The organism is Streptomyces sp. NPDC020489 (assembly GCF_044386545.1).
Taxonomy (GTDB): Bacteria; Actinomycetota; Actinomycetes; order Streptomycetales; family Streptomycetaceae; genus Streptomyces.
Genome location: NZ_JBIRUZ010000022.1, coordinates 1 through 25,551, shown reverse-complemented (window position 1 = coordinate 25,551; position 25,551 = coordinate 1). Strand labels below are relative to the sequence as shown.

Sequence of the window (25,551 nt, the reverse complement as noted above, 5' to 3'; positions counted from 1 at the left end):
GCAGCGGGGAGCGGCCGTGATCGGGCGTCAGCCCATAGAAGGCCTGGCCGTGACCGGGCGGCAGCCCAGCGCAGGCCCGGCCGTGACCGGGCGACAGCGCGGCGACGGGCCCGGGCGTGGCCCGGACGGTGGCGTCCTGAGCCGGGCGGCAGCAGCGCAGCAGGGAGCGGCCGTGACCGGGCGACAGCCCAGAGAAGACCTGTTCGTGACCGGGCGACGGCGCGGCGGCGGCCCCGGCCGTGGCCCGGCCGGAGGCGACGTGAGCCGGGCGACAGCAGTACAGCAGGGAGCGGCCGTGACCGGGACGGTGGCGGCATGAGGCGAGTGACAGGGCAGCAGGGAGACCGACCGTGACCGAGCACGTCGAGTGGAGCGAGCCGGAAGCCGGACCCGCGCCGGTGCCCGCCGCCGTCACGCCCGCCGACGCCGCCGACGCGGCGCGGCTGGTCGCCTTCGGGTTGCAGCCCAAGCTCCAGCCCGCGCGGGACCAGGAGTACACGGAGCTGCTGCGCCGCTATCGCGAGGACCCGGCGTTCGCGCGGCTCGCCGACGCGGTGGCCGCCGGGCTCGGGCTGGTCGTGCTGGAGGTCTCCCCGCGCGCGGGGATGGCCGTGACCGCCGCCGAGGACTCCGTGTTCGCCGTGCGGATGGGCGACTACGCGCGCCGCACCTCCGCCGACGGCGGTGACCGGTTCCTGCACGGACTGGCCCACCTCGCCGTCGCCGCCATGGCGTTCCCGCGTCCGGAGGACCTCGCGGACGACGCCTACATCGGCCGGGTCAGCGTCAACGGCGTCGACGCCTTCGTACGGCAGGCCTGCCGGCGCCTGGAGGAGCGGGCCGAGGAGACGGGCGAGAACACCGACCCGGCCACCGACGCGCCCGGGCTGGAGGCCGCCTGGCGGATCTGGGTCAGACGCAGCGCGACGGGCGCCACGAAGGACGCGCGCAGACTCGCCGGCTCCACGACCGGCATCGTCGGCAAGGCCGTGGCCTTCCTCACCGACTCCGGCTTCCTCCAGCGCACCGGCGACGAGAACGGCGGCACGTACCGGACGACGGCCCGCTACCAGCTCCAGGTCCGCGACATGGCCGGCAGTGCCGCCATGGCCGAACTGCTGGAACTGGGCGTGGTCCCCGTCACCGACGGCACCCCGACGCTGCTGCCCGCCGAGGACACCGAAGAGCTGGTGGCCGACGCCGGGCTGCCGTTCCACTCCTGAGCACCCCCTGAACTCCCCCCACCTGCCGAAGACTTACGAGAGTCCGCCATGTACGAGCTGTCCCGGGTCCGCCTCTACTCCATCGGTCCCGCCGGTGCGCGCTACGCCGACACCGTGCTTGACCTGCGCGGCGTCGGCGCGGAAGTGCCCGACCCCGCACCCACCCAGGCGGAGTTCTTCGAGGACGAGCCGGTCGGCCCGCCGCGCCGGCCCGCGCCCGCGGGCGTGCTCTTCCTGGAGAACGGCGGCGGCAAGTCCGTACTGCTGAAGCTGATCTTCTCCGTGATGCTGCCCGGCCACCGCAACACCCTCGGCGGCGCCAGCTCCGGCGTGCTGCGCAAGTTCCTGCTCGCCGACGACTGCGGCCATGTCGCGCTGGAGTGGCAGCACACCCTGACCGGCGAGTGCGTGGTCGTCGGCAAGGTGAGCGAGTGGCGGGGGCGGCAGGTCTCCAACGACCCGCGGAAGTTCGCCGAGGCCTGGTACTCCTTCCGGCCCGGCCCCGGGCTGTCCCTGGACAACCTGCCCGTCGCCGAGTCCACCTCCGTGCGGACGGCCGTCGAGGGGGCCTCCGGAGCACAGGGCCGCCGACGCACCATGAAGGGCTTCCGGGACGCCATCACCGAGGCGGGCAAGGCGTATCCGCACCTTGAGGTGCACTGGGAGGAGATCCACGACCGCTGGATCGAGCACCTCGGGGACCTCGGTCTCGACCCCGAACTCTTCCGCTACCAGCGGGAGATGAACGCGGACGAGGGAGAGGCCGCCGGTCTCTTCGCGGTCAAGAAGGACTCCGACTTCACCGACCTGCTGCTGCGGGCCGTGACCGACACCCGGGACACCGACGGGCTCGCCGACCTGGTCAGTGGCTTCGGCAACAAGCTGGGCCGCCGCGCCGAACTGATCGCGGAACGGGACTTCACGGCCGGCTCCGTCGATCTGCTCGGACGGATCGTCGAGGCCGCCGAGGCACGCTCCCGCGCGCGGGATGTCCACACGGGCGCCGAACGCCGTACGAGGACCCTGGCCCGCCGGCTCTCCGCGCGCGGCTCCCGGGAACGGGTGCGGGCCGCCGACCTCGCCCAGCGGGTCACCGCCGCCGCGTACGCGGTCACGCATGCCGAGGGCGCACGGGAGCGCAGTGCGCTGATCGCCGCCGAACTCGCCTTCCGGCACGCCTCGTTGGCGCTCGCCGCGGCCGAGAAGTCCGCCGCCGCACAGAAACGCGAACTCGCCGAGGCCCGTACGTTGCACTCGGCCTGGCAGGCCGCGGAAGCCGTGCTGCGGCACCGCGCGGCCGCCGACCGCGTCGCGCGCGTGTCGGCGGCGATCCAGGAGGCCGAGCGGGACGCGGCACCCGCGCTGGCCGCCCGCGCCAAGGCCGCCGTCGACCTCGTCCGAGCCCTGCACGCGGCCGCGGAGAGCGCCGAGACCCTCGCCAACGAGGAGGAGGAGCGGTCCGCCGCGCTCCAGGAGACCGGTGAGACGGCGCACCGGGACTCCACCGCCGCCGCCACCGAGGCACAGCGCGCCCGCAGCGAGGCCGGGCATCTGCGGCAGCGGCTCACCGAGGTGGAGCAGGAGACCGCCGAGGCGGTGCGGGCCGGCTGGCTCGACGACAGCGCGCCCGACGCCGACCCGGCACGGGCCGCACTGGCCGCGAGCGACGCCGAGAAGACGGCCGTGGCCGCCTGGGACACCGCGCGGGAGGCCGCACGCCGGGCCTCCGAGCACGCGCGCGAGGCGGGTTCCGCCGAGTCCCGCGCCGAACTCACGGCGGCACGCGCGGCGGACGCGGCGGCGGCCGCGGCACGGTCCTACGAGGCGGAGAAGCGGCTCGCCGAGGCACTGGCGGCCGAACCGCGCCTTGCGGAGCTGCTCAGCCTGACCGGCGCGTCCGGCACCGGACGCGCGGGAGTGCCCGAGCCCCGGGCGGGGGCCGACGGTCCCGGCGGACGCGACGCCGCCCCGGGCGGGCAGAAGGGCGCCTCCGCCGGGGGCGCCCCGGTCGGGGACGACGGCGCGGGAGCCGTGGCCGACGGTGCCCTCACCCCCGAGGAACTCGACCGGTTCGCCGACGAGTTGCGCGAGCTGCTCGACGACGCCGTCTCCTCCGCGGAACGCCACCTCTTCGAGCTGCGCACCGCCGCCGCCGACGACTCCCGCATCCTCGGCGCCCTCGGTGACGGCGGACTGCTGCCGCCCGGCCCGGACGTGCTGGCCACCGTGGAGTTCCTCGGCGAGCACGGCATCCCGGCCCTGCCCGGCTGGCGCTACCTCGCCCAGGCCGTCGACCCCGCCGACCACGCGCGCGTGCTGGCCGCCCGGCCCGAGCTCGTGGACGGCGTGATCATCACCGACCCCGAGACGCACGCGCGTGCCCGCGAGGCGCTCAGCGAGGCCGCCCTGCTGCCGCGGTCCGCCGTCGCCGTCGGTACGGCCGCCGCCCTGCTCGCCCCGACCCCGGCCGCCGACTCCGCGAGCGAGGCCGTCTTCCTCGTACCGCCGAACCCGGCCATGCACGACGAGCACGCCGCCGACGAGGAACGGCAGGCGCTGCGCGCGCGGGCCACCGAGCGGGACGAGGAGATCCGTGCGCTGGCGGCCAGGCTCGGCAAGGACCGGGAGCTGGCCGCGCGGCTCGCCTCCTGGCGCACCGGCTGCCCGGCCGGGCGGCTGGTCGAGCTGGCGCGGAGCGCGCACGACACGCGCGCGTTCGCCGAGGAGGCCGAGGCGGAGCTCGCCGAGGCCCGGGCCGTGCGGGCCGAGGCGGACGAGGCCGCCGCGGAGGCCGCCCAGGTGCGCGACGAGCGTCAGGAGGCCGCGCAGAAGGCCCGGCGTGCCGCCGACGCCCTCGCGGGCCTCGCCTTCCGGCTGCGCGAACGGGCCGGCTGGCAGGTCAAGCTCCGTGAACTCGCCGACGAAGCCGCCGAGTCGGAGGCCCGCGCCCAGACCTGCCTGGAGCGCGCCCGCGCCGCCGACGAGGACCGGCGCGCCGCCCAGCGCGCCGCCGACGACGCCCGCCGCACCGCGCGTGCGCTGCGTGCCGAGCGCGCCGAGATCGCGGGCGCCCCCGACGACGTGCCGGAGAGCGACGCCGCCGACCCCAAGGCGTCGCTGCCTGCCCTGCGGGAGGCCTACCGGGCCGCCTCACAGCTCTACGAGAAGGTCGGTGTCGGGGCCGACCTGCGCGCCGAGCAGGCCCGTGCCGAGAGCGACGAGAGCGCGTCGCTGGCCGAGCTGGACCGCCTGAGCAACAAGGTTCGCACGCGCGCGGCACAGCTGCTCCAGTCGCCCGACGGTTCCGACGGACCGTCCCGGCAGGCCGCCGCCGCCCGCGCCGAGGAGCTGGTGCAGCTCCTGGAGACCCGGATGTCCAGCGCGAGCGAGCACCTCGGCCGGTTGCGCGGCGAGGCCGAGCGGCACGCGCCCGAGGACGGCGCGGCGCACACCGAGCTGTCCGAGGAGCTGGAGCCCCGTGACGCCGAGCACGCACAGGCGCTGCTGCGCACGGCGACCGCCGAACTCGCCGCCCGCACCGAGGCGTTGACCCAGGCCAGGGAGGCGCACGCCGAGCTGCTGGAGGCCCACCGCGCCGCCGAGGACGCGGCCGGCGGCTTCGACGAGATCGCCGCGATGCTCCGGGACCTGCTGCGCGAGCACGCCCTGGAGGACGACCAGGAGGAGCCGGAGCCCTACCCGGGCAGCCTGGAGGAGGCCCGGCACTCCGCCGCCGAGGCCCGCCGGTCCCTGCGAGGCTGCGCCGCCGACCTGTCCGCCGCCGAGGGTGCCGTGCGCGAGGCGAGTGACATCCTCGTACGCCACGCCAACTCCACGCGCTACGAGCAGGTTCGCACCCCCGCGCGCCAGCAGATCCGTGAACTGCCCGCCTCCGCGCTGCCGGAGCACGCCCAGAAGTGGGCGGACGCCTTCGCGCCCCGACTGCGGGTCCTCACCGACGAGTTGGCGCAACTGGAGCGGAACCGGGACTCGATCGTGGACCGGCTGCGCGGGCTCGTGGAGTCGTCGCTCGCGACCCTGCGGTCCGCCCAGCGGCTGTCCCGGTTGCCCGAAGGGCTCGGCGAGTGGTCCGGGCAGGAGTTCCTGCGGATCCGTTTCGAGGAGCCCGACCAGGCCACCCTGACCGAGCGGCTCGGCGTGGTCATCGACGAGGCGACCCGGGCGGCCGTGAAGAAGAACTCCGACCTGCGCAGGGACGGCATGTCCCTGCTGCTGCGCGGGGTCGGGGCGGCGCTCGAACCCAGGGGCGTCGCGGTCGAGATCCTCAAGCCGGACGCCGTGCTGCGGGCCGAGCGGGTGCCGGTCGGGCAGATGGGCGACGTCTTCTCCGGCGGCCAGTTGCTCACGGCCGCCATCGCGCTGTACTGCACCATGGCCGCGCTGCGGTCGAACGACCGCGGTCGGGACAAGCACCGGCACGCGGGCACGCTGTTCCTGGACAACCCCATCGGACGCGCCAACGCGACCTATCTGCTGGAGCTCCAGCGGGCGGTGTCGGACGCTCTGGGCGTCCAGCTCCTCTACACCACGGGGTTGTTCGACACGACCGCGCTCGCGGAGTTCCCGCTGGTCATCCGGTTGCGCAACGACGCCGACCTCAGGGCGGGCCTGAAGTACATCAGGGTGGAGGAGCACCTGCGTCCGGGACTGCCCCAGCAGGCGCAGTCGGAGGAGGCGGGGCACAGCGAGATCACGGCGACCCGGATGTTCAAGCGCCCGGCGCCGACCTCCTGAGGGAGCCCGTCCGTCGACCCGGTGGTTTCCCGAGGGAGGCCGCCGGGCCGACGAGAGGGGGCGCCGACGCCTCCAAAGCTCCTGCCAGGAAAGCCCCTCAAGAGTGCGTGAGTGCTGCCGCCTCCCTCAGGAGTGCGACAGCCGCCCCGCGCCGCCCCGCTGCCGTATCCGCCCCTGGTGCCGCGCGTCGATCCGCGCGTGACGGCGGGCCTTGCGCCGCTCGCGCCGCAGCGCCCGGGCGGTGCTGCTCGGGGCCGACACCACGCCGTTGCGCTGGTTCCACACCTGGCGGGTCACCCAGACGTCCAGCGCGCCCCAGGTCGCCACCACGGTACTCGCCACGCTGCTGAGGACCATCGGGAACGCCAGCCAGGATCCGGCCATGGTGCACAGGAACGCCACCATCGCCTGTATCAGCGTCACCGCGATGATCAGGACCGCGCGCACCGCCGACCGGCGCACCGGATCGGGCATCCGGCGCCGCGGCGCCACCTCCTCGACCCACAACGGCCGGTAGTCGAACCGCTCTTCCGCCGTGGCCTGCTCCGCGGTCCCGGACCCGGGCCCGCCTGCGCGCTCTGGAATGTCGCGATCCAGTGCCTCCGGACCCCGCCGCACCCTCGAGTGCGCCGCGGCGCCGCCCACGGGCGCCTCGCGCCGCTCCGCCGTGCCCATCAACGTGTCACTCCCCACCGCCAGCAGACCACTGCCCGTGTCGAACACACGGCTCCCCTGTGGCTGCCCGGCTTGCGCTGTTTTACGCCGCCCGGATGTGGGATGCGGCTCGTGTGGCCGATTCCGCCCCCATTTCCCGAAGAGAAGGACGAACGACACGCGTCGAAGATTCCCGAGAACGAAAAATTCTGGCCAACTGACCAGCAGAACCGACCGAATCCATAGGAGTCGTCGAGGTGGGTTTGAGGGAGGCAATCTCCCGCAATGCCCGGACAACTCCCCATCTCGTGCCGCCGGTGCGGAAGTTCGGCCTCCGGACGGGTCTTCGAGTTAACTGTGCGACGGTAGTAGGCTCGCGCCGTTTGTTGACGCACATGTGTACCCCCGGCCGACGGGGGTCGAGCTGGGGGAGGCCATGCGCTTTCGCGGGAAGTCGATCCGCCGGAAGATCGTGGCGCTGCTTCTCGTGCCGCTGGTGTCCCTCGCCGCGATCTGGGGCTTCGCCACGGTACTCACGGGACGGGCGGTCGCCCAGCTGTTCCACGTGTCGACGGTCGTCGAGGACCTCGGCTATCCGACCGAGGACGTCGTCCGCGTCCTGCAGCAGGAACGCCGTCAGACCCTCGTCTACCTCGCCGACCCACGGGCCTCGGACGCGCTCGCCGCGCTCCGGGAGACCCGCACCGGCACCGACGACGCCATCGCCAAGGTCCGCGAGAACGCCAAGGACCCCGACGTCCGCGACGGGATGGACCAGGACGACGAGCTGCGCCTGACCGCCGTCCTGGACGCCTTCGGCGGCGTCAAGTCCCTGCGCCGCAGCGTCGAGGAGGGCGCGGTGAACCGCGCCCAGGCCCTCGAGCGCTACAACCGCCTGGTCGACCCCTGCTACGCCCTGCTGGCCTCCCTGGACGGGGTGGACAGCGTGGAGATGGACAAGCAGTCCCGCGCCCTCGTCAACATCAACCGCGCCCGCGAACTCCTCTCCCGCGAGGACGCCCTGCTGGGCTCCGCCCTCGTGGTCGGCAAGCTCACCCATGACGAGATCCGTGAGGTCTCCGACCTGATCGCGCAGCGCACCGTGTTGTACGACGTCAGCCTGCCGGTGCTGCCCGGGGCGGAGCGTGAGCGCTACGACCTGTTCTGGAAGAACGCCTCCACCGCGTCCCTGCGTTCCGCCGAGAAGATCGTCGTCGACTCCGACCCCGGCGCGCCCCGGTTCATCAGCGCCAAGAGCTGGGACGCCACCGCGGCCAGCGTGCTGGACGAACTCGCCACCCTCGACGACCAGGCGGCCGACCGCTACCAGGACCGGGTGCAGCCGGTGGCGATGGACGTCATCGTCAAGGCGGCCGTCGCCGGCGTCCTCGGTCTGCTCGCCCTGCTCTTCTCGATCTTCCTCTCCGTGCGGGTCGGCCGCGGTCTCATCCGCGACCTGCGGCAGCTGCGCCTGGACGCCCACGAGGCGTCCGGCGTCCGGCTCCCCAGCGTCATGCGCCGGCTCTCCGCGGGCGAACAGGTCGACGTGGAGACCGAGGTCCCGCGCCTGGAGTACGACAAGAACGAGATGGGCGAGGTCGGCCAGGCCCTCAACACCCTCCAGCGCGCCGCCGTCGAGGCCGCCGTCAAGCAGGCCGAACTGCGCGCCGGAGTCTCCGAGGTCTTCGTGAACCTCGCCCGCCGCAGCCAGGTGCTCCTGCACAAGCAGCTCACCCTGCTCGACACCATGGAGCGCCGGACCGAGGACACCGACGAACTCGCCGACCTCTTCCGCCTGGACCACCTGACCACCCGTATGCGCCGGCACGCCGAGGGCCTGGTGATCCTCTCCGGCGCCGCCCCCTCCCGGCAGTGGCGCAAGCCCGTCCAGCTCATGGACGTCGTACGCGCGGCCGTCGCCGAGGTCGAGGACTACGAGCGCATCGAGGTCCGCCGCCTGCCGCGGGTCGCCGTCACCGGCCCCGCCGTCGCGGACCTCACCCATCTCGTCGCCGAACTCCTGGAGAACGCCACGGTGTTCTCCCCGCCGCACACCGCCGTCCAGGTACTGGGCGAGCGAGTCGCCAACGGCTTCACGCTGGAGATCCACGACCGCGGCCTCGGGATGGCGGCCGACGCCCTCCTGGACGCCAACCTCCGGCTCGCCGAGACACCGGAGTTCGAGCTGTCCGACACCGACCGGCTGGGCCTGTTCGTGGTCAGCCGGCTCGCCCAGCGGCAGAACGTCCGCGTCTCGCTCCAGCCGTCGCCCTACGGCGGCACGACAGCCGTGGTGTTCATCCCGAACACCCTCCTGACCGACGACGTCCCGGACACCAACGGCATCGGCTTCCGCCTGGACCGTCCCCAGCCCTCGAAGGAGGCCGAGCTGGAGGAGGCCCGCCGCGCCCAGTCGGCCCACGTGCCGGTGCAGCTGCCCGGTCTGACGGGTGGGCTCCTGGACGGTCCCGTAGAGCTGGAGGCCCCGGTCGACCTGGACGCCATCGACGACTTCCCCGGCGTCCTCGGCGACGAGGACAGCGAACGCGGCGGGCTGTTCCGCCCGCGCCGCTCCCTGGTCCGCGCCGACGACCCCCAGAGCGAGGAATCCCGCCAGCACCCCGACAGCGACCTGAACGCCCCGGTGCCGCTGCCCCGCCGCCACACCCCGAAGCTGGTCAGCTCGCACGGCCGCCCGGTGACCGGCCAGCGCGACGGGGCCGACGAGGAGGCCCCGACGGGCCCCGGACGCTCGCTCCAGCAGGGGCCGCCGCTGCCCGCCCGCCGTCGCTCGACGGGACCGCAGCGCCGCGCCACCGGCGTCGCCGACCGGCTGGACGACCAGCACGCCGACACCCCGGCGAGCCGCGAACCCGGTGGGGCGCCCGGCGCTCCGACCCTCCCCAGGCGCACCCGGCGGGCCGAGATCGCGTCGAGCGGCGCGGGGGAGCCCTCGCGGACGGCTCCAGGTGACCTCGCGGCGCCGTCGACCGGTGCCGGCGCCACCGACCGGCGCGGCGGCCCGCATCACGAGTCGCCGGAACCCGGGGCCACCGCCACGCCCCAGCGGGCCGGACGCGGCTCCGCGGCGCAGGACACCGCGCCGCTGCCCCGCCGCGTCCGCCAGGCGAACCTGGCCCCGCAGTTGAAACAGGGCCCGGCCGCACGCCGTACCGACGACGACACGGAGGTCGAGGAGCGGGACGCCGACCAGGTACGCAGCCGTATGGCATCGCTCCAGCGCGGCTGGCAGCGTGGTCGAGCGGAGAACGACGCCGCGGGCGAAGACACCCAGAGCGGCACAGCACCACGAGGAACTAAGGGGGACGGTCGATGACCGCACCGAAGGCGACCGGCCACACCACGAACAACTCCGGCGAGCTGAACTGGCTCCTGGACGACCTGGTCGACCGCGTCGCAAGCATCCGCAAGGCCGTCGTGCTCTCCGGCGACGGGCTGGCGACGGGGGTGTCCAAGGACCTGACCAGGGAGGACGGCGAGCACCTCGCCGCCGTCGCGTCCGGCTTCCACAGCCTCGCCAAGGGGGTGGGCCGCCACTTCGAGGCGGGCAACGTCCGGCAGACGGTCGTCGAACTCGACGACGCCTTCCTGTTCGTGACGGCCGCCGGCGACGGCAGCTGCCTCGCGGTCCTCTCGGACGCCGACTCCGACGTCGGCCTGGTCGCGTACGAGATGACGCTCCTCGTCAAGCGGGTCGGCGTACATCTGGCCTCCGCTCCGCGCACCGATCTGCCTCAGGGCGGGTAGTGGGATGACATGAGCACAGACGGTCAGGGAAGAAGCCACTGGTTCGACGACGAGGCCGGACCGGTCGTCCGTCCGTACGCCATGACGCGCGGCCGCACCACCAGTGCGGCCCAGCACCGCCTCGACCTCATCGCGGTGGTCGTCGCGGAGGCCCAGGCGGACGACCCGGAAGGCGACCACACGCTCTCCCCGGAGCACGTGGACATCGTCGACCTGTGCCGTGAGGCCCCGCAGTCGGTCGCGGAGCTGTCCTCCGAACTCGACCTGCCCATCGGCGTGGTACGGGTTCTCGTGGGCGACCTCGTGGACGCGGAGTTCGTCCACGTGAACCGGCCGGTGCCGCCCGCCGAGCTGCCGGACGAGAGCATCCTGCGCGACGTGATCAACGGCCTCCGGGCGCTCTGACCGGGCACCCCACCCACCGCGGCGGCCCTTCTGGGGCGCCGCGAGCCGCTCAGCGGCGGCCTTCGGGACGTGGTCCCGCACCCGTCCCTCCAGCCGAGCGGATCGGGCGTCACCACCGCACTCCCGATATGATCTGACTGATCGTCGACGACCATCCGCGGACGGTCGGCCGCCACTCCGGGGACACGGTGCCGAACAGCGTGATCGGGGAGACGGACGTGACGACATCCCGACAGTCCCAGGTCGACCGGGGCGGCACCTTCCCCGGCGTCATCGCGCACCGTGCGGACGGCCGGCTCCGCACGCACCAGCCGCTTCACCCTCACCCACTCAGCAGGAGAAGAGACCGATGATCTTCGGGCGTTCTGAGCGCGGCAAGCCCCCGGTCGAGCCCGTCACGTTCAAGATCCTGGTGGCCGGCGGCTTCGGCGTGGGCAAGACCACGCTCGTGGGCGCGGTCAGCGAGATCAGGCCGCTGCGCACCGAGGAACTGCTCACCGAGGCGGGGCGCCCGGTCGACGATCTACGGGGCGTGGAGAGCAAGAACACCACCACGGTGGCCATGGACTTCGGCCGTATCACGCTCCGCGAGGACCTGGTGCTCTACCTGTTCGGCACGCCCGGGCAGGAGCGGTTCTGGTTCATGTGGGACGAGCTGTCCGAGGGCGCCCTCGGTGCCGTCGTGCTCGCCGACACCCGCCGTCTGGAGGACTGTTTCGCCGCCGTGGACTACTTCGAGCGACGTTCCATCCCGTTCGTCGTGGGCGTCAACTGCTTCGAGGGATCGGCGCGTTACCCCGTCGAGGACGTCCGCCAGGCGCTCGACCTGGACGAGGGCGTGCCCCTGCTCCTGTGCGACGCCCGCGACCGCCAGTCGGTCAAGGACGTCCTCGTCGCAGTGGTCCGGCACGCCATGGACCACGCGTCGGAGCGCCGCCGGACCGCCGTCACGACCTGACCCACGGGGACGGCCCGTACCCCCGCCGACCGGGGTACGGGCCGCGTTCTCGAACGTCACGCGCGCGTACGGCTGTTCAGCGCCCACGCGCGCGTGCCGTCAGTTCGTCAGTTCTCCTCGTCCTCCTGCCAGCCGAAGCTCTTCTCCACGGCCTTGCGCCAGTTGTGGTACTCGCGGTCGCGGACCGAGGCCTCCATGCCGGGCGTCCACTCGACGTCCTTCCGCCAGTGCGACTTCAGCTCGTCGAGGTCGTTCCACACGCCCGTGGCGAGCCCCGCGGCGTAGGCGGCGCCGAGGCAAGTCGTCTCCGAGACCATGGGACGGACCACCGGCACGTCGAGCACGTCCGCCTGGTGCTGCATCAGCAGGTTGTTCTTGGTCATGCCGCCGTCGACCTTCAAGGTGGTGATCCGGACCCCGGAGTCCTGGAACATGGCGTCCACGACCTCCCGCGTCTGCCAGCTCGTCGCCTCCAGCACCGCGCGCGCGAGATGCGCCTTCGTGACGTAGCGCGTGAGCCCGGTGACGACACCACGCGCGTCGGAGCGCCAGTAGGGCGCGAACAGGCCGGAGAACGCGGGCACGATGTAGGCGCCGCCGTTGTCCTCGACGCTCGCCGCCAGCGGTTCGATCTCGTCGGCGGTACGGATGATGCCGAGCTGGTCGCGGAACCACTGGACGAGCGCGCCCGTGATGGCGATGGACCCCTCCAGGCAGTAGACCGGCGCCTCACCACCGATCTTGTAACCCATCGTCGTCAACAGCCCGCTCTTGGAGGACACCGGCCGGTTGCCCGTGTTGAGCAGAAGGAAGCTGCCCGTGCCGTACGTGTTCTTCGCCGTGCCCACGTCGTAGCAGGCCTGCCCGAACACCGCCGCCTGCTGGTCGCCCAGCGCCGACGCCACCGGCACACCGGCGAGTTGGCCGACAGCGGTGCCGTACACCTCGGCGGAGGACCTGATCTCGGGCAGGACGGCCTCGGGGATGTTCATCGCGGCGAGAATCGACTGGTCCCACTGGAGGGTCTCCAGGTTCATCAGCATGGTGCGTCCGGCGTTGGTCACGTCCGTGACGTGCCGGCCGCCGTCCGTGCCGCCGGTGAGGTTCCAGATCAGCCAGGAGTCGATGGTGCCGAACGCGATCTCGCCGTTCTCGGCCCGCGCGCGCAACCCCGGCACGTTGTCGAGCAGCCAGGCCGCCTTCGGGCCGGAGAAGTAGGTGGCCAGCGGCAGTCCGGTCTGCTCGCGGAAGCGGTCCTGGCCGTCGGAGCCGCCGAGTTGGTGGGTCAGCGCCGCGGTTCGGGTGTCCTGCCACACGATCGCGTTGTGCACGGGCTTGCCGGTGGCGCGGTCCCACAGGACCGTCGTCTCCCGCTGGTTGGTGATGCCGAGCGCGCTCAACTGGTCGGCGCGCAGCCCGGCCTTGGCGATCGCCCCGGCCACCACCGCCTGCACCTTGGACCAGATCTCGGTGGCGTCGTGCTCCACCCAGCCGGGCTTGGGGAAGATCTGCCGGTGCTCGCGCTGGTCCACGGCGACGATGGCGCCGTCCTGGTTGAAGACGATGCATCGGCTGGAGGTGGTGCCCTGGTCGATCGCGGCGACGAACTTGTCCGTCATGACGTCCCCTTCGTCGGATGCTTCAGAACGCTGCGTTGTCGCGGGCCGGGTTGACGGCGTGTCCCGTGGGCCCGTCGAGCGAGGGGCCGACGCCCAGGAGAGATGGACCTGGCCCCAGTCGCCGGTGCCGACGGCCATTCCGAGCGTCACCGCGGATCAGGACGGCGGCACCGATGATCTCCCCGAGGAATACGACTCCGTTGCTCATGGCGGCTCCTAGGCCCTGGCCCGGGTGATCGACCCCGGTGCTCCGTGCAGGGTGCGTTTCCCATGGCTGCTTCAGCCGAGGGCAGGGAGATCCCGAGCCCCGCCCGGCGTGCGTGACGAGCGTGCCGTCGCAGCCGGATCGTCCCTGGGGAAAGGCCTCGGGCATGGGGGAGCCCACGCGGCGCAGTGCGTGGATACGCCGAGAATGTACGACGATGTCGACTGACACCGGAAGTGTTCACCGGTGTCCAGGGGGCGTCAAGGACGCGGACGGCAACGGTTGGACACGCGGAACCCACCGCGGCCCGTGGCTCACCCCGGCCCGGCTCCGCCGCCCCGCACCCCGCCGTCGCGGTCGGTCGGCGCCCCGGCCCCGGGGGCAGACGTCCCGGTACACCAGAACCGCCACCTCTCACCGCACCACGACCACCGCCGACCCATGCCCGAACAGCCCTTGGTTCGCCGACACCCCCACCCGCGCCCCGGCCACCTGCCGGGCACCCGCCGACCCCCTCAACTGCCAGGTCAGCTCGCACACTTGGGCAATGGCCTGGGCGGGCACCGCCTCCCCGAAGGACGCGAGCCCGCCGCTCACGTTCACCGGTGTGCGCCCGCCGAGAGCCGTCGCGCCCTCCCACAGCAGCTTCGCCCCCTCACCCGCACCGCACAGCCCGAGGTCCTCGTACCACTGCAACTCCAGGGCGGTGGACAGGTCGTAGACCTCGGCGAGGGAGAGATCCTCGGGACCGACTCCCGTCTCCTCGTAGGCGGCGCGGGCGATCGACTCCCGGAACGTCACCTCGCCCGGATCCACCGCCGCGGCGGAGTCCGTGGCGATGTCCGGCAGATCCAGCACGGTGTTGGGATAGCGCGGTGTCACCGTCGACACCGCGCGGATCCGCACCGGCTCGGCCGCCCCGTGTCGTCGCGCGAACTCCATGCTGGACAGCACCAATGCGGCACCGCCGTCCGAGGTCGCGCAGATGTCGAGCAACCGCAGGGGATCGGCGACCACCGCCGAGGCGGCGACCTCCTCGGCGGTGACCCGCTTGCGGTAGCGCGCGTACGGATTCAGCGCCCCCATGGCCGCGTTCTTCACCTTGACCTGCGCGAAATCCTCGGCCGTGTCCCCGTGCACGGCCATCCGCCTGCGCGCGTACAACCCGAAGTACGTGGGATTGGTGGCTCCGAGCACACGGAACCGGAGCCAGTCCGGGTCGTCGGGGCGATCACCGCCCGCCGGCCGGAAGAACCCCTTGGGCGCGGCATCGGCGCCCACCACGAGCACGACGTCCGCGAGGCCCGAAAGGATCTGTGCCCGCGCGGTGTTGACCGCCTGCGCCCCCGACGCGCACGCCGCGTACACGCTCGTGACACGCGCCCCCTGCCATCCCAGCGCCTTCGCGAAGGTCGCTCCGGCCACGAACCCCGGATACCCGCCACGCACCGTGTCCGCCCCGACGATCGAGCCGACGTCCCGCCACTCCACCCCGGCATCGGCGAGCGCCGCGCGCGCCGCCGCCACCCCGTACTCGGTGAAGCCGCGCCCCCACTTGCCCCACCTGTGCATGCCCGCGCCGAGCACCGCCACGTCCCTCGTCATACCGTCACCCCCCTCCTCGGCCGCCACTGCCAGGTCATCCACACCGTCTCCGCGTCCTCGTGGAGCACACCGGGAACGACCTCCACCTCCATGCCCACCGCCAGCTCGGCGACGGTGAGCCCCGCGACCCCCTGCCCCAGCACCACGATCCGCTCGGCTTCGAGCTCCACAGCGATCAACGTGCATGGCTCCCACGGAAGTTCCGGATCGGTCACATAGGGTGACGGAGGCCGGTACCGGCTGTCCGTGTAGGACCAGACCCGACCGTGCCGCGAGAGAGGGACCTCCTCCAGCGCCTCCCCGGGACACCCGGGATTGCGGCAGTGGACGTCCTCGCGAGGGAAGAAGATCGAGGCGCAGACCGAACAGCGGGTGCCGAGGAGCCGGAAGTCGTCCCCCTCGCCCGCGAACCAACCCGCCACCACGGGCGTACGTGCACGTGACACCGTTCCTCCCAGGCACAGAATCTGACGGAACGTCAGAAGTGTGTCACGGTGAACCGGAGATGGGCAGAGGCAGAGGCATGACACCACTCCCCGGCGCCCTGCGCGCCCTGGCCACCACCCTCGCCGCCCTGCTGACCCTGACAGCCGCCGCGGCCACCGCCCGCGCGACGCCCGAACCCAAGGCGCCCGCCGACTTCGTGGCGCTGAGAACCGTGGATCCCACGATCATCCAGGAGATGCGTTACTTCACCCCGCACAACTTCGTGGGCGAACGCATCGACGGCTACCGGCAGCCCCTGTGCATCCTCACCAGGCCCGCCGCCGACGCCCTCCACCGGGCCCAACGAAAGCTGCTCCCGCAGGGCTACAGCCTCAAGGTCTACGACTGCTACCGCCCCCAGCGCGCCGTCGACCACTTCGTCCGCTGGGCCAAGGACCTCGACGACCAGGCCATGAAGGGCGAGTTCTACCCGAACGTCGACAAGACCCGGCTCTTCGCGGACGGCTACATCGCCGAGAAGTCCGGCCACAGCCGCGGTTCGACGATGGACCTCACCCTCGTGAAGCTCCCCGCGAAGCCGACCCGGCCGTACCACCCCGGCGAGCCCCTTGTCCCCTGCTACGCACCCCAGGACGAGCGCTTCCCTGACAACTCCGTCGACATGGGCACCGGCTACGACTGCTTCGACACCCTCTCCCACACCCTCGACCCGCGCGTACAGGGCGCACAGCGCGCCAACCGGCTGCTGCTCAAGAGCACGCTGGAGGGCCTCGGCTTCGTGAACCTGGCCGAGGAATGGTGGCACTTCACGTACAAGCCGGAGCCCTACCCCGACACCTACTTTGACTTCCCGGTGTCCTGGAAGTCCCTCACCGGCGCACACTGAGTGGCCCCCGGACGACGCCCTTCCTGTGATCGGATACAGTCCGCCGCGTGTCCGAAACTCAATCCTCCGCCCCCAACTCCGCGCCCGACTCCCACTGTTCGAGCTGCGGAGCGCCCTACGGAGAGGGCGTCTCCGGCTGGCCCCGCACCTGCTCCACCTGTGCCACCGTGGCCTACCGCAACCCGGTGCCCGTCGCGGTGGCACTCCAGCCGGTGTACGACACCAAAGGCGCCGCCCTTGTCGTCATCACCCGAACCATCGCTCCCGCACGCGGGGGCATCGCCCTGCCCGGCGGGTACATCGACGACCGGGAGGACTGGCGCCAGGCCGTCGTCCGTGAACTCAAGGAGGAGACGGGCATCGACGCGGCGAGCCGCGACGTGCGCCTCGTCGACGCCATGAGCTCGCCCGACGGCCACCTCCTGCTCTTCGGGTCGCTTCCCGAGCGCCCGGCGGACGGCCTGCCCGCCCCGGCCGCGACGGACGAGACCGAGGGCTGGCACCTGCTGCGCAGGCCCGAGGAGCTCGCCTTCCCGCTGCACACACGTGCCGTACGGGCCTGGTTCGAGGGCCGGTACGTCTGACCTAGCGCTCCCCGGCCCCGCGCATGCGCACCGGGTGAGGCGGTGCGCTCACGCCGTCCTCACCCTCCCGCTCCACGACCACGCGCCGGCCCCGCCAACGGGCCACGTAGCGCTCGATCTCCTGCTCGTCCCAGCCGTCACCCCCGTCGGGCACGACCAGCCCGCCGCCGGTCCGTCCCCGGGCCGGCGCCCACACCTCCAGCTCCAGCCCGCCGTTTTCCCCACGCACCGGGAGGACGGCACCCGCGCGCGCGAGCACCGGAATCCGGGACAAGGGTGCCTCCACGAGAACCTGCCCCGGCCCCTGGTACGCGCGTTCCGTGACCGTGTCGTACCAGCGTCCCCTCGGCAGCTGCACCGCACGCCGGTCCGCCCCCGGGTCGAGCACCGGTGCCACCAGCAGGGAGTCGCCCAGCAGGAAGGCATCCTCACAGTCCCGCAGGGCCCGGTCCTCGGGCGCCCCCCACCACAGCGGCCGCACGTACGGGGCGCCCGTCCGCCTCGACAGGTGCGCCAGCGTCATGAAGTACGGCAGCAGCCGTCGCCGCTCCACGAGCGCCACGCGCGCGTGCTCCAGCACATCCGGACCGAACTCCCAGGGCTCCCGGCGCCCGGCCCGCTGCCCCGAGTGCGTACGGAACAGCGGCAGATACGAGCCCAGTTGGAACCAGCGCAGATACAGCTCCGGTGACGGAGACCCGTCGTAGCCGCCGATGTCCGGGCCCGAGTAGGGCACCCCGCACAGCCCGAGCCCCAGCACCAGCGAGAGCGACGCCCGCAGACCCGGCCAGCCCGTGGCGACGTCACCGGACCACGTGCCGCCATAGCGCTGCACACCGGCCCACCCGGAGCGCGAGAACACGAACGGCCGCTCCTCGGGCTCCAGTTCCCGCAGCCCTTCGTACCCCGCGCGAGCCATGCACAGCGCGTACACGTTGTGCGCCTCGCGATGGTCACCGCCCCGCCCGTCCAGGTCGTGCCGGGCCGAACGCGGCAGGGTCGACTCCCCGAAGGCGGCGAACGAGGTGGGCTCGTTCATGTCGTGCCAGAACCCCGAGAAGCCCTGCGCGAGCCGCTCCTCGTACAGGCGGCCCCACCACTCACGCACCCGCGCGTGCGTGAAGTCCGGGAAGACCGCCTCCCCGGGCCAGGCGACCCCGCGCACCAGCCGTCCGGAACCGTCCTTCACGAAGGCGTCCACCGCGGCACCGCTGTCGAACACGGCGTTGCCCGGCTCGGCCTTGACCGCCGGGTCGACGATGGACACCAGACGGACCCCGTCCCGCCGCAACTCCTCGGCGAGCTGCGGCAGCTTGGGGAAACGCTCCTGGTCGACCGTGAACACCTGGTGCTCGTCGTAGTGGTCGATGTCCAGATGGACGGCGTCCAGTGGCAGTCCGCGCTCCTGATAGCCCACGACGATCCGCCGCACCTCCTGCTCGCTCCCGAACCCCCACCGCGCGTGGTGATGCCCCAGTGCCCACGCCGGCGGCAGCGCCGGGGCACCGGTGAGCGAGGCCCAGGCGAGCAGCACGCGCGCGGGGGTCCCCACCATCACCCAGCAGCGCAACGGACCGCCGGACATCCGCAGTTCGCACGTCCCGGCCCGGTCGTGCCCGGACCCGGCACCCTCCTCGCCCTCCCGCAAGGTCACCGCGCCGTCCCAGGAGGTGTCGTGGAACGCCAGATGCGTGGCCGCGTCGGACACCACGAGCAGCACCGGCATGGTGAGGTACAGCGGATCGTCCGAGCGACCGAAGGGCCTGCCGGGATCGGCGTTCCACAGCCGGTAGACACCATCCCGCAGCCGGGGCCCGGAAGCCCGCCCGCCGAGCCCGAAGAACCGCGCGTCCGCGGGCACTTCGGACCGTTGCATCCAGCGCGCGCCCCCACCCTCGACCGGCTCCCACCAGCGCGGAGGCATGTCCCGCCGCACGGTCACCCCACCGGGCGTCCGCACCTCGATCGCGCCGTGCCGCGAGACCACGACCGTGGCCCGCTCGGCCACCACCCGCCAGCCGCCGTCCTTGTCCGGCTCCAGCACCGCCCGCGGATCAGCCTCCGGGCAGCGCCCCGCCAACGCGTACGACGGCTCGGGATCGGCCCCGTCCCAGCCCCAGAAGACAGCCCCGTTCACCGCGACAAAGATCCGCAGCTCGGAACGGTTGAACCGGATCACCCCGCCCCCCGGCCCCGGCTCCACCTCCCGCACCGGTCCGGGCACCCTGGCCCGCTCGGCCCCCCGCGGCGGCAACCCGGCGGCGTCGGCACGCCGCGCACGCCATGCGGCCCGTACGGAACGCAACCCCTGAGCCGCCCCCACCGAACCGACCGCTTTTATCGAACGCACCAGGTCACGACCGTTCATGCTGCTCACCCTGCCATTGACCGCCGCACGCGCGCGTGTCGTTCAACTGCCGTTCACCCATGCCGGGCCCACATCTTCACGACCCGGTCCACGGTGTCGAGAGCGTCTTGTACGGTGCAGGTGATCCAGGCCAGGCAGCTTAGCCGCCGATCAGGTGAGCGAACGCGAGTACCGTCGGCCCCCTGGCGTCTCCGGCAGGGGAGCGCGCAGGCCCACTCCCACAGCCGCTGACGTGCCGAGATGGTGGATCTGGTCCACATCTTCACGACACGGACTATGTGGGGCGCACCCTGGTGTGGATGTCGATCACATGGCATCGTCCGTGTCATCCGCGTCGCGCGCACACCCCAGCCCGTGCGCGGAAGACGCACACGACGCGCACAGTCCGGGAGCCGCCCCATGTCGACCGAGAACCCCCAGCCGCTCTGGCAGCCAGATCCCGAGCGCATCGCACAGGCGCAGGTCACCAGGTTCCAGGCCTGGGCCGCCGAGCACCACGGCGCCCCCGCCGACGGCGGCTACCCGGCCCTGCACCGCTGGTCCGTCGACGAGCTGGACACCTTCTGGCAAGCCGTCACGCAATGGTTCGACGTACGGTTCTCGACGCCCTACGCGCGCGTGCTGGGCGACCGCTCGATGCCGGGAGCCCAGTGGTTCCCCGGGGCGACCCTCAACTACGCCGAACACGCCCTGCGCGCGGCCACGACCCGCGCGGACCAGCCGGCCCTCCTGCACGTCGACGAGACCCACGAACCGCGGCCCGTCACCTGGTCCGAACTGAACCGCCAGGTCGGCTCCCTCGCCGCCGAACTGCGCGCCCTGGGCGTACGCCCCGGAGACCGCGTCAGCGGCTACCTGCCCAACATCCCGCAGGCCGTCGTCGCCCTGCTGGCCACCGCGGCCGTCGGCGGAGTGTGGACCTCGTGCGCCCCCGACTTCGGCGCCCGCAGCGTCCTCGACCGCTTCCAGCAGGTCGAACCCGTGGTCCTGTTCACCGTCGACGGCTACCGCTACGGCGGCAAGGAGCACGACCGTCGCGACATCGTGACCGAACTCCGCCGTGAACTGCCCACCCTGCGCGCCGTCGTCCACATCCCCGTCCTCGGCACCGACGCCCCGGAAGGCGCCCTGGAATGGTCGGCCCTGACCAGCGGCGACGTGGCACCCGTCTTCGAACAGGTGCCCTTCGACCATCCCCTGTGGGTGCTCTACTCCTCCGGCACGACCGGCCTGCCCAAGGCCATCGTCCAGTCCCAGGGCGGCATCCTCGTCGAGCACCTCAAGCAACTCGGCCTGCACTGCGACCTCGGCCCCGAGGACCGCTTCTTCTGGTACACCTCGACCGGCTGGATGATGTGGAACTTCCTCGTCTCCGGCCTCCTCACCGGCACGACGATCGTCCTCTACGACGGCAGCCCCGGCTACCCGGACACCGGCGCCCAATGGCGGATCGCCGAACGCACCGGGGCCACCCTCTACGGCACCTCGGCCGCGTACGTCATGGCCTGCCGAAAGGCGGGCGTGCACCCCGGACGCGACTTCGACCTCTCCGCGGTGCGGTGCGTCGCCACCACCGGCTCCCCGCTGCCCCCCGACGGCTTCCGCTGGCTCCACGACGAGGTCCGCGACGACCTGTGGATCGCCTCGGTCAGCGGCGGCACCGACGTCTGCTCCTGCTTCGCCGGAGCCGTGCCCACCCTCCCCGTGCACATCGGTGAACTCCAGGCCCCTGGCCTCGGCACCGACCTCCAGTCCTGGGACCCCAGCGGCCAACCCCTCGTCGACGAGGTCGGCGAGCTGGTGGTCACCAACCCCATGCCGTCGATGCCGATCCACTTCTGGAACGACCCCGACGGCAGCCGCTACCACGAGAGCTACTTCGACACCTACCCCGGCGTGTGGCGCCACGGCGACTGGATCACCGTCACCTCCCGAGGCTCCGTCGTCATCCACGGCCGCTCCGACTCCACGCTCAACCGACAGGGCGTACGCATGGGTTCGGCCGACATCTACGAAGCCGTGGAGCGACTCCCCGAGATCAAGGAATCCCTCGTCATCGGCATCGAAGAGCCCGACGGCGGCTACTGGATGCCCCTCTTCGTCCACCTCGCGCCCGGCGCCACCCTCGACACGCCCCTCCTCGACCGCATCAAGCGGACCATCCGCGAGCAACTCTCCCCGCGCCACATCCCCGACGAGATCATCGAGGTCCCCGGCATCCCGCACACCCTCACGGGCAAGCGCATCGAGGTCCCCGTCAAACGCCTCCTCCAGGGCACCCCCCTCGACAAGGCCGTCAACCCGGGCTCCATCGACAACCTCGACCTCCTCAACTTCTACGAGGACCTCGCCCGCAAGCGCGCCTGACCGAGCGCCGCCGCCGACCCCTTGGCCGGCGGCGGCAGTCAGCCCGCCCGACCCCCGTTGTCAGTGCCCCCGGTTACTGTGAGTGAGCATTGATCGACAGCGCTCAGGGGGAAACATGGCGCACACCGACCACCAGACCATGCGACGCGTCCTGCGCCGCGAAATCGCCGGCACCATCGGCCTGCTCACCGACGAGCACGACTTCCGAGCCATGCGGCGCTACCGCAGCTTCACCTTCGACGACCACACGCTCTACCTCCAACAGGTGGAGGCCCTCCTCAAAACCCGCGCCTCCCAAGGCACGCACACCACAGTCGCCCTCTTCGACCCGCAGGAGTACGCCGACTACTGCGCCGACACCGGCCTCGAACCCGACATCCCGTCCAGCCGCACCCGCTTCACCGCCGAACTCGCCGCCACGGGCCCGACCATCCCGTACGACGGACGCCCCTTGGCGGAACTCGTCCCCGTCCTTATCGACGAAGCCGTACGCCAGGCCACCTGGGAGTACGCCTCCACGCTCCTGGCCCGCCTCGGCGCCTGCGCCTCCTGCGGCGAGGACATCGGCCGAGCCGCCTTCGTGCGCGCCTCGGACCTCGTCGTCCGCATCCTCGATACGGCGCACCCAGGCAACCGACACCTCGTCTGCAGCGTCACGGCCCACCCGGAGACGCTCACCTCGGTCCTCCACGCCGACATCGCCGCCGACGGCACCACAGAACTCGACGAAGCCGAAGCCCTCGAGTTCACCACGGTCCTGGCCCTCGGCCTCGCGACCCAGACCCCCGGTGGCCTCGTCATGCGCACCAGCGCCCCCGGAAACACGGACCGCGTCTACGGCTGGCGACTGCGCGGAGACGGCCTCGAACCCCTGACCGCCGGTGAGGTCTTCGACGCGTACTGCACCGACGTCGAGTCCGGAGACCTCGTCTCACCGGAATCCGGCGTCGACTACTGCGTGCCGCCCGACCTGGGACCGGCCGGCCCGCCCCCCGGACACCACCACTGAACAGCAGTGGGGCGCCCCACCCACAGGTGGAGCGCCCCACAGAAGAACACCGCCGACCGCGACGGCCGGACTACTCGCCGGACAACACCGCCTGGGCAGCGGCGCGCGCGTCATCGGCGCTGTCTGCCGCGCGAGCGGCCGCCGCGGCGCGCTCGCACTGAGCCAGCGTGTACTTCGCCAGCGTCGACCGCACATAAGGAATCGACGCGGCCCCCATGGAGAGCGAGGTGATCCCCAGACCCGTCAGCACGCAGGCCAGCAGCGGGTCCGACGCGGCCTCGCCGCAGACACCACAGCTCTTGCCCTCGGCCTTCGCCGCCTCGGCGGACATCGCGACCAGGTCGAGCAGCGCGGGCTGCCAAGGATCCTGAAGACGGGACACCGCACCCACCTGACGGTCCGCGGCGAAGGTGTACTGCGCCAGGTCATTCGTCCCCAGCGACAGAAACTCGACCTCCTGGAGAATCGAGCGCGCCCGCAGCGCGGCCGACGGAATCTCCACCATCGCGCCGAACTTCGCCCGGAGTCCCGCTTCACGACAGGCGTCAGCGAACGCCTTGGCGTCCGTGCGGTCGGCGACCATCGGAGCCATGACCTCGAGGTAGACCGGCAGCCCCTCCGCCGCCTTCGCCAGCGCCGTCAGCTGCGTACGCAGAACCTCGGGGTGGTCGAGCAGCGTACGCAGACCCCGGACACCCAGCGCCGGGTTCGGCTCGTCGGACGGCGTGAGGAAGTCGAGCGGTTTGTCCGCACCCGCGTCCAGCACACGAACGACGACACGACCTTCGGGGAAAGCCTCCAGAACCTGACGGTAGGCCTCGACCTGCTTCTCCTCCGACGGAGCGTTCTTGCTGTCGTCGAGGAAGAGGAACTCGGTGCGGAAGAGGCCGACACCCTCCGCACCCGCCTCGACGGCGGCCGGAACGTCCGCGGGACCACCGACGTTCGCGAGCAGCGGCACCTTGTGGCCGTCGGCCGTGGCGCCCGGCCCGGTCGACGCGGAGAGCGCGGCCTTGCGCTCGGCGGCCGCAGCCTCCAGCTGCGCCTTCTTCTCCTCGCTCGGGTTCACGAAGATGTCACCGGTGCTTCCGTCCACCGCGATCACGGTGCCTTCGGCGAGTTCACCGGCACCCGGCAGCGCCACCACGGCCGGCACGCCGAGGGCCCGGGCCAGGATCGCGCTGTGGCTGGTCGGCCCGCCCTCCTCGGTCACGAAACCGAGCACCAGAGTGGGGTCCAGCAGAGCCGTGTCAGCGGGCGCGAGGTCACGCGCCACCAGGACGTACGGCTCGTCACTGTCGGGAATGCCCGGCATGGGCACCCCGAGCAGCCGGGCGACGATGCGATTCCGCACGTCGTCGAGGTCCGCGACGCGTCCGGCGAGGTACTCACCGGCACCCGCCAGCAGCTCGCGGTACGCGGCGAACGCGTCGTACACAGCCCGCTCGGCCGTGCTGCCGACGGCGATGCGCCGATCCACGTCGGCCATCAACTCGGGGTCCTGGGCCATCAAGGCCTGCGCCTCGAGCACCGCCTGCGCCTCGCCGCCGGCCAGATTTCCGCGCGCCGTCAGGTCGGCCGCCACGGCTTCCACTGCCTTGCGGGCGTTCCCCTGTTCACGCTCCGCGTCCTCGGCCGGAATCTGCTTGGCAGGCGGCTCGAGCACCGCCGTTCCCATGTGCCGAACCTCGCCGATCGCCACACCATGGCTCACGCCGACGCCTCGCAGCGTTGTCTCCATCTCACCCGTCTCCGATAGTGCGGCGGGTCCCGCCGCCGCGGTGGTTGCCACTACTTGCCGTCCTATGACGGAGTCGATGTCACTTCCAGGCGAAGAGACTGTCGCCGGCCTTCACATCGCCGTCGACGCGCAGATCGGAGAGAGCCTCGGCCGTGGCTTCCAGCGCCACGACCGGGCAGACCGGGGACTTGCCGGCCGCTTCCACGGCGGCGGGGTTCCAGCGGACGATGGCCTGGCCGCGCGTCACGGTGTCGCCCTTGTTCACCAGCAGCTCGAAACCCTCGCCATTGAGCTGGACGGTGTCGATACCGAGGTGAGTGAGCACGCCATGACCCTCATCGTCGACGACGACGAAGGCGTGCGGGTGGAGCGAGACGATGACTCCGTCCACGGGCGCGACGGCCTCGGAGGCCTCACGCACGGGGTCGATCGCCGTACCCGGGCCGACCATGGCCCCGGAGAAGACCGGATCCGGCACGGATGCCAGTCCGATGGCGCGTCCTGCAAGCGGGGACGTCACGGTGGTCATGGGAAGCCTCCCAGGGGTGGAGATCGATAAGTGCGCCGTCACTACCTGTCCTGGACAGCGCACTGTGAGCAGCGTATGTCATATGAACTGACGGTTCCGCATGGAAGATACCGCGTAGTGGTCTAGACCACCAGTCCCGTCGATTTGCACGTGCTTCGAGGCCGCGTGTACAGTCGTAACCCTGCTTGAGGACGAGCGGCGCTCACGGGCGTCCTTGCTCAGCAGCAACCAAACTTGTCAGATCCTATCTCGGGGTCACCTTCTGCATGCTCGCGGAAGAGTGGTCAGAGGGCCGGAAAAACACTGATAGAGTTTGGAACAGCGAAGGGAAGCGCCCGGAGGAAAGCCCGAGAGGGTGAGTACAAAGGAAGCGTCCGTTCCTTGAGAACTCAACAGCGTGCCAAAAATCAACGCCAGATTTAGTTGAT

Annotated in this window: 18 protein-coding genes; 10 read left to right on the top strand and 8 right to left on the bottom strand. The window is 72.0% G+C overall.

Translation table 11 applies throughout. The annotated features are described in order from the left end of the window. Positions 1 to 350: 350 nt before the first annotated feature. Both ACH41F_RS39035 and ACH41F_RS39030 read left to right on the top strand, forming a co-directional pair. On the top strand, positions 351 to 1,223 hold the full coding sequence (locus tag ACH41F_RS39035) for a hypothetical protein (RefSeq protein ID WP_398839636.1): 873 nt from the start codon (positions 351 to 353) through the stop codon (positions 1,221 to 1,223). Between the two features lie 48 nt (positions 1,224 to 1,271). Next, a complete protein-coding gene (locus tag ACH41F_RS39030; protein ID WP_398839635.1) occupies positions 1,272 to 5,978 on the top strand; it encodes a hypothetical protein in 4,707 nt (1,568 codons plus the stop codon). A 126-nt stretch (positions 5,979 to 6,104) separates the two neighbouring features. Here ACH41F_RS39030 and ACH41F_RS39025 read toward each other — a convergent pair whose 3' ends face one another. Further along, a complete protein-coding gene (locus tag ACH41F_RS39025; protein WP_391241119.1) occupies positions 6,105 to 6,653 on the bottom strand; it encodes a hypothetical protein in 549 nt (182 codons plus the stop codon). A gap of 415 nt (positions 6,654 to 7,068) precedes the next feature. On the opposite strand from ACH41F_RS39025, the gene ACH41F_RS39020 reads away from it, so the two are divergent. The 4 genes from ACH41F_RS39020 to ACH41F_RS39005 all read left to right on the top strand — a co-directional run bounded on the left by ACH41F_RS39020 (position 7,069) and on the right by ACH41F_RS39005 (position 11,763). Beyond that, positions 7,069 to 9,969 carry a nitrate- and nitrite sensing domain-containing protein gene (locus ACH41F_RS39020; RefSeq protein ID WP_398839634.1) on the top strand — a complete coding sequence of 967 codons (2,901 nt, stop codon included), beginning with the start codon at positions 7,069 to 7,071 and terminating at the stop codon, positions 9,967 to 9,969. Then, positions 9,966 to 10,400, top strand: coding sequence for a roadblock/LC7 domain-containing protein (locus ACH41F_RS39015; RefSeq protein WP_391241061.1), 435 nt, complete (start codon positions 9,966 to 9,968; stop codon positions 10,398 to 10,400). The genes ACH41F_RS39020 and ACH41F_RS39015 overlap by 4 nt, the downstream gene beginning before the upstream one ends. A gap of 9 nt (positions 10,401 to 10,409) precedes the next feature. Beyond that, on the top strand, positions 10,410 to 10,805 hold the full coding sequence (locus ACH41F_RS39010; RefSeq protein WP_391241064.1) for a DUF742 domain-containing protein: 396 nt from the start codon (positions 10,410 to 10,412) through the stop codon (positions 10,803 to 10,805). A 349-nt stretch (positions 10,806 to 11,154) separates the two neighbouring features. Continuing rightward, positions 11,155 to 11,763 (top strand): ATP/GTP-binding protein, encoded by a 609-nt coding sequence (locus tag ACH41F_RS39005; protein WP_391241067.1) that lies wholly within the window; start codon positions 11,155 to 11,157, stop codon positions 11,761 to 11,763. 107 nt (positions 11,764 to 11,870) lie between these two features. Here the strand turns inward: ACH41F_RS39005 and glpK are convergent, their stop codons facing one another. The 4 genes from glpK to ACH41F_RS38985 form a co-directional block, all read right to left on the bottom strand. Then, a complete protein-coding gene (glpK, locus tag ACH41F_RS39000; protein ID WP_391241070.1) occupies positions 11,871 to 13,382 on the bottom strand; it encodes a glycerol kinase GlpK in 1,512 nt (503 codons plus the stop codon). A gap of 22 nt (positions 13,383 to 13,404) precedes the next feature. Further along, positions 13,405 to 13,590, bottom strand: a complete 186-nt coding sequence (locus tag ACH41F_RS38995; RefSeq protein ID WP_391241073.1) for a hypothetical protein — start codon at positions 13,588 to 13,590, stop codon at positions 13,405 to 13,407. A 411-nt stretch (positions 13,591 to 14,001) separates the two neighbouring features. After that, positions 14,002 to 15,192, bottom strand: a complete 1,191-nt coding sequence (locus ACH41F_RS38990; RefSeq protein WP_391241076.1) for a lipid-transfer protein — start codon at positions 15,190 to 15,192, stop codon at positions 14,002 to 14,004. Next, complete coding sequence (locus ACH41F_RS38985) at positions 15,189 to 15,617, bottom strand: zinc ribbon domain-containing protein (protein WP_391241121.1); 429 nt, start codon at positions 15,615 to 15,617, stop codon at positions 15,189 to 15,191. The genes ACH41F_RS38990 and ACH41F_RS38985 overlap by 4 nt, the downstream gene beginning before the upstream one ends. 98 nt (positions 15,618 to 15,715) lie before the next feature. Here ACH41F_RS38985 and ACH41F_RS38980 point away from each other — a divergent pair, with 98 nt between their 5' ends. Next, a complete protein-coding gene (locus ACH41F_RS38980; RefSeq protein WP_391241078.1) occupies positions 15,716 to 16,525 on the top strand; it encodes a M15 family metallopeptidase in 810 nt (269 codons plus the stop codon). Positions 16,526 to 16,572: 47 nt separating this feature from the next. Then, positions 16,573 to 17,109 (top strand): NUDIX domain-containing protein, encoded by a 537-nt coding sequence (locus tag ACH41F_RS38975; RefSeq protein WP_391241081.1) that lies wholly within the window; start codon positions 16,573 to 16,575, stop codon positions 17,107 to 17,109. 1 nt (position 17,110) lies between these two features. Here ACH41F_RS38975 and ACH41F_RS38970 read toward each other — a convergent pair whose 3' ends face one another. Then, positions 17,111 to 19,477 carry a TIM-barrel domain-containing protein gene (locus ACH41F_RS38970; RefSeq protein WP_391241084.1) on the bottom strand — a complete coding sequence of 789 codons (2,367 nt, stop codon included), beginning with the start codon at positions 19,475 to 19,477 and terminating at the stop codon, positions 17,111 to 17,113. Positions 19,478 to 19,876: 399 nt separating this feature from the next. Here ACH41F_RS38970 and ACH41F_RS38965 point away from each other — a divergent pair, with 399 nt between their 5' ends. Together ACH41F_RS38965 and ACH41F_RS38960 are read left to right on the top strand one after the other, a co-directional pair. Beyond that, complete coding sequence (locus ACH41F_RS38965; protein WP_391241087.1) at positions 19,877 to 21,844, top strand: acetoacetate--CoA ligase; 1,968 nt, start codon at positions 19,877 to 19,879, stop codon at positions 21,842 to 21,844. Positions 21,845 to 21,959: 115 nt separating this feature from the next. Beyond that, positions 21,960 to 22,853, top strand: coding sequence for a hypothetical protein (locus tag ACH41F_RS38960; RefSeq protein WP_398839633.1), 894 nt, complete (start codon positions 21,960 to 21,962; stop codon positions 22,851 to 22,853). Between the two features lie 70 nt (positions 22,854 to 22,923). Here ACH41F_RS38960 and ptsP read toward each other — a convergent pair whose 3' ends face one another. Then, a complete protein-coding gene (ptsP, locus tag ACH41F_RS38955) occupies positions 22,924 to 24,594 on the bottom strand; it encodes a phosphoenolpyruvate--protein phosphotransferase (RefSeq protein ID WP_391241093.1) in 1,671 nt (556 codons plus the stop codon). A gap of 79 nt (positions 24,595 to 24,673) precedes the next feature. Next, complete coding sequence (locus ACH41F_RS38950) at positions 24,674 to 25,123, bottom strand: glucose PTS transporter subunit IIA (protein WP_391241095.1); 450 nt, start codon at positions 25,121 to 25,123, stop codon at positions 24,674 to 24,676. Positions 25,124 to 25,551: the final 428 nt, after the last annotated feature.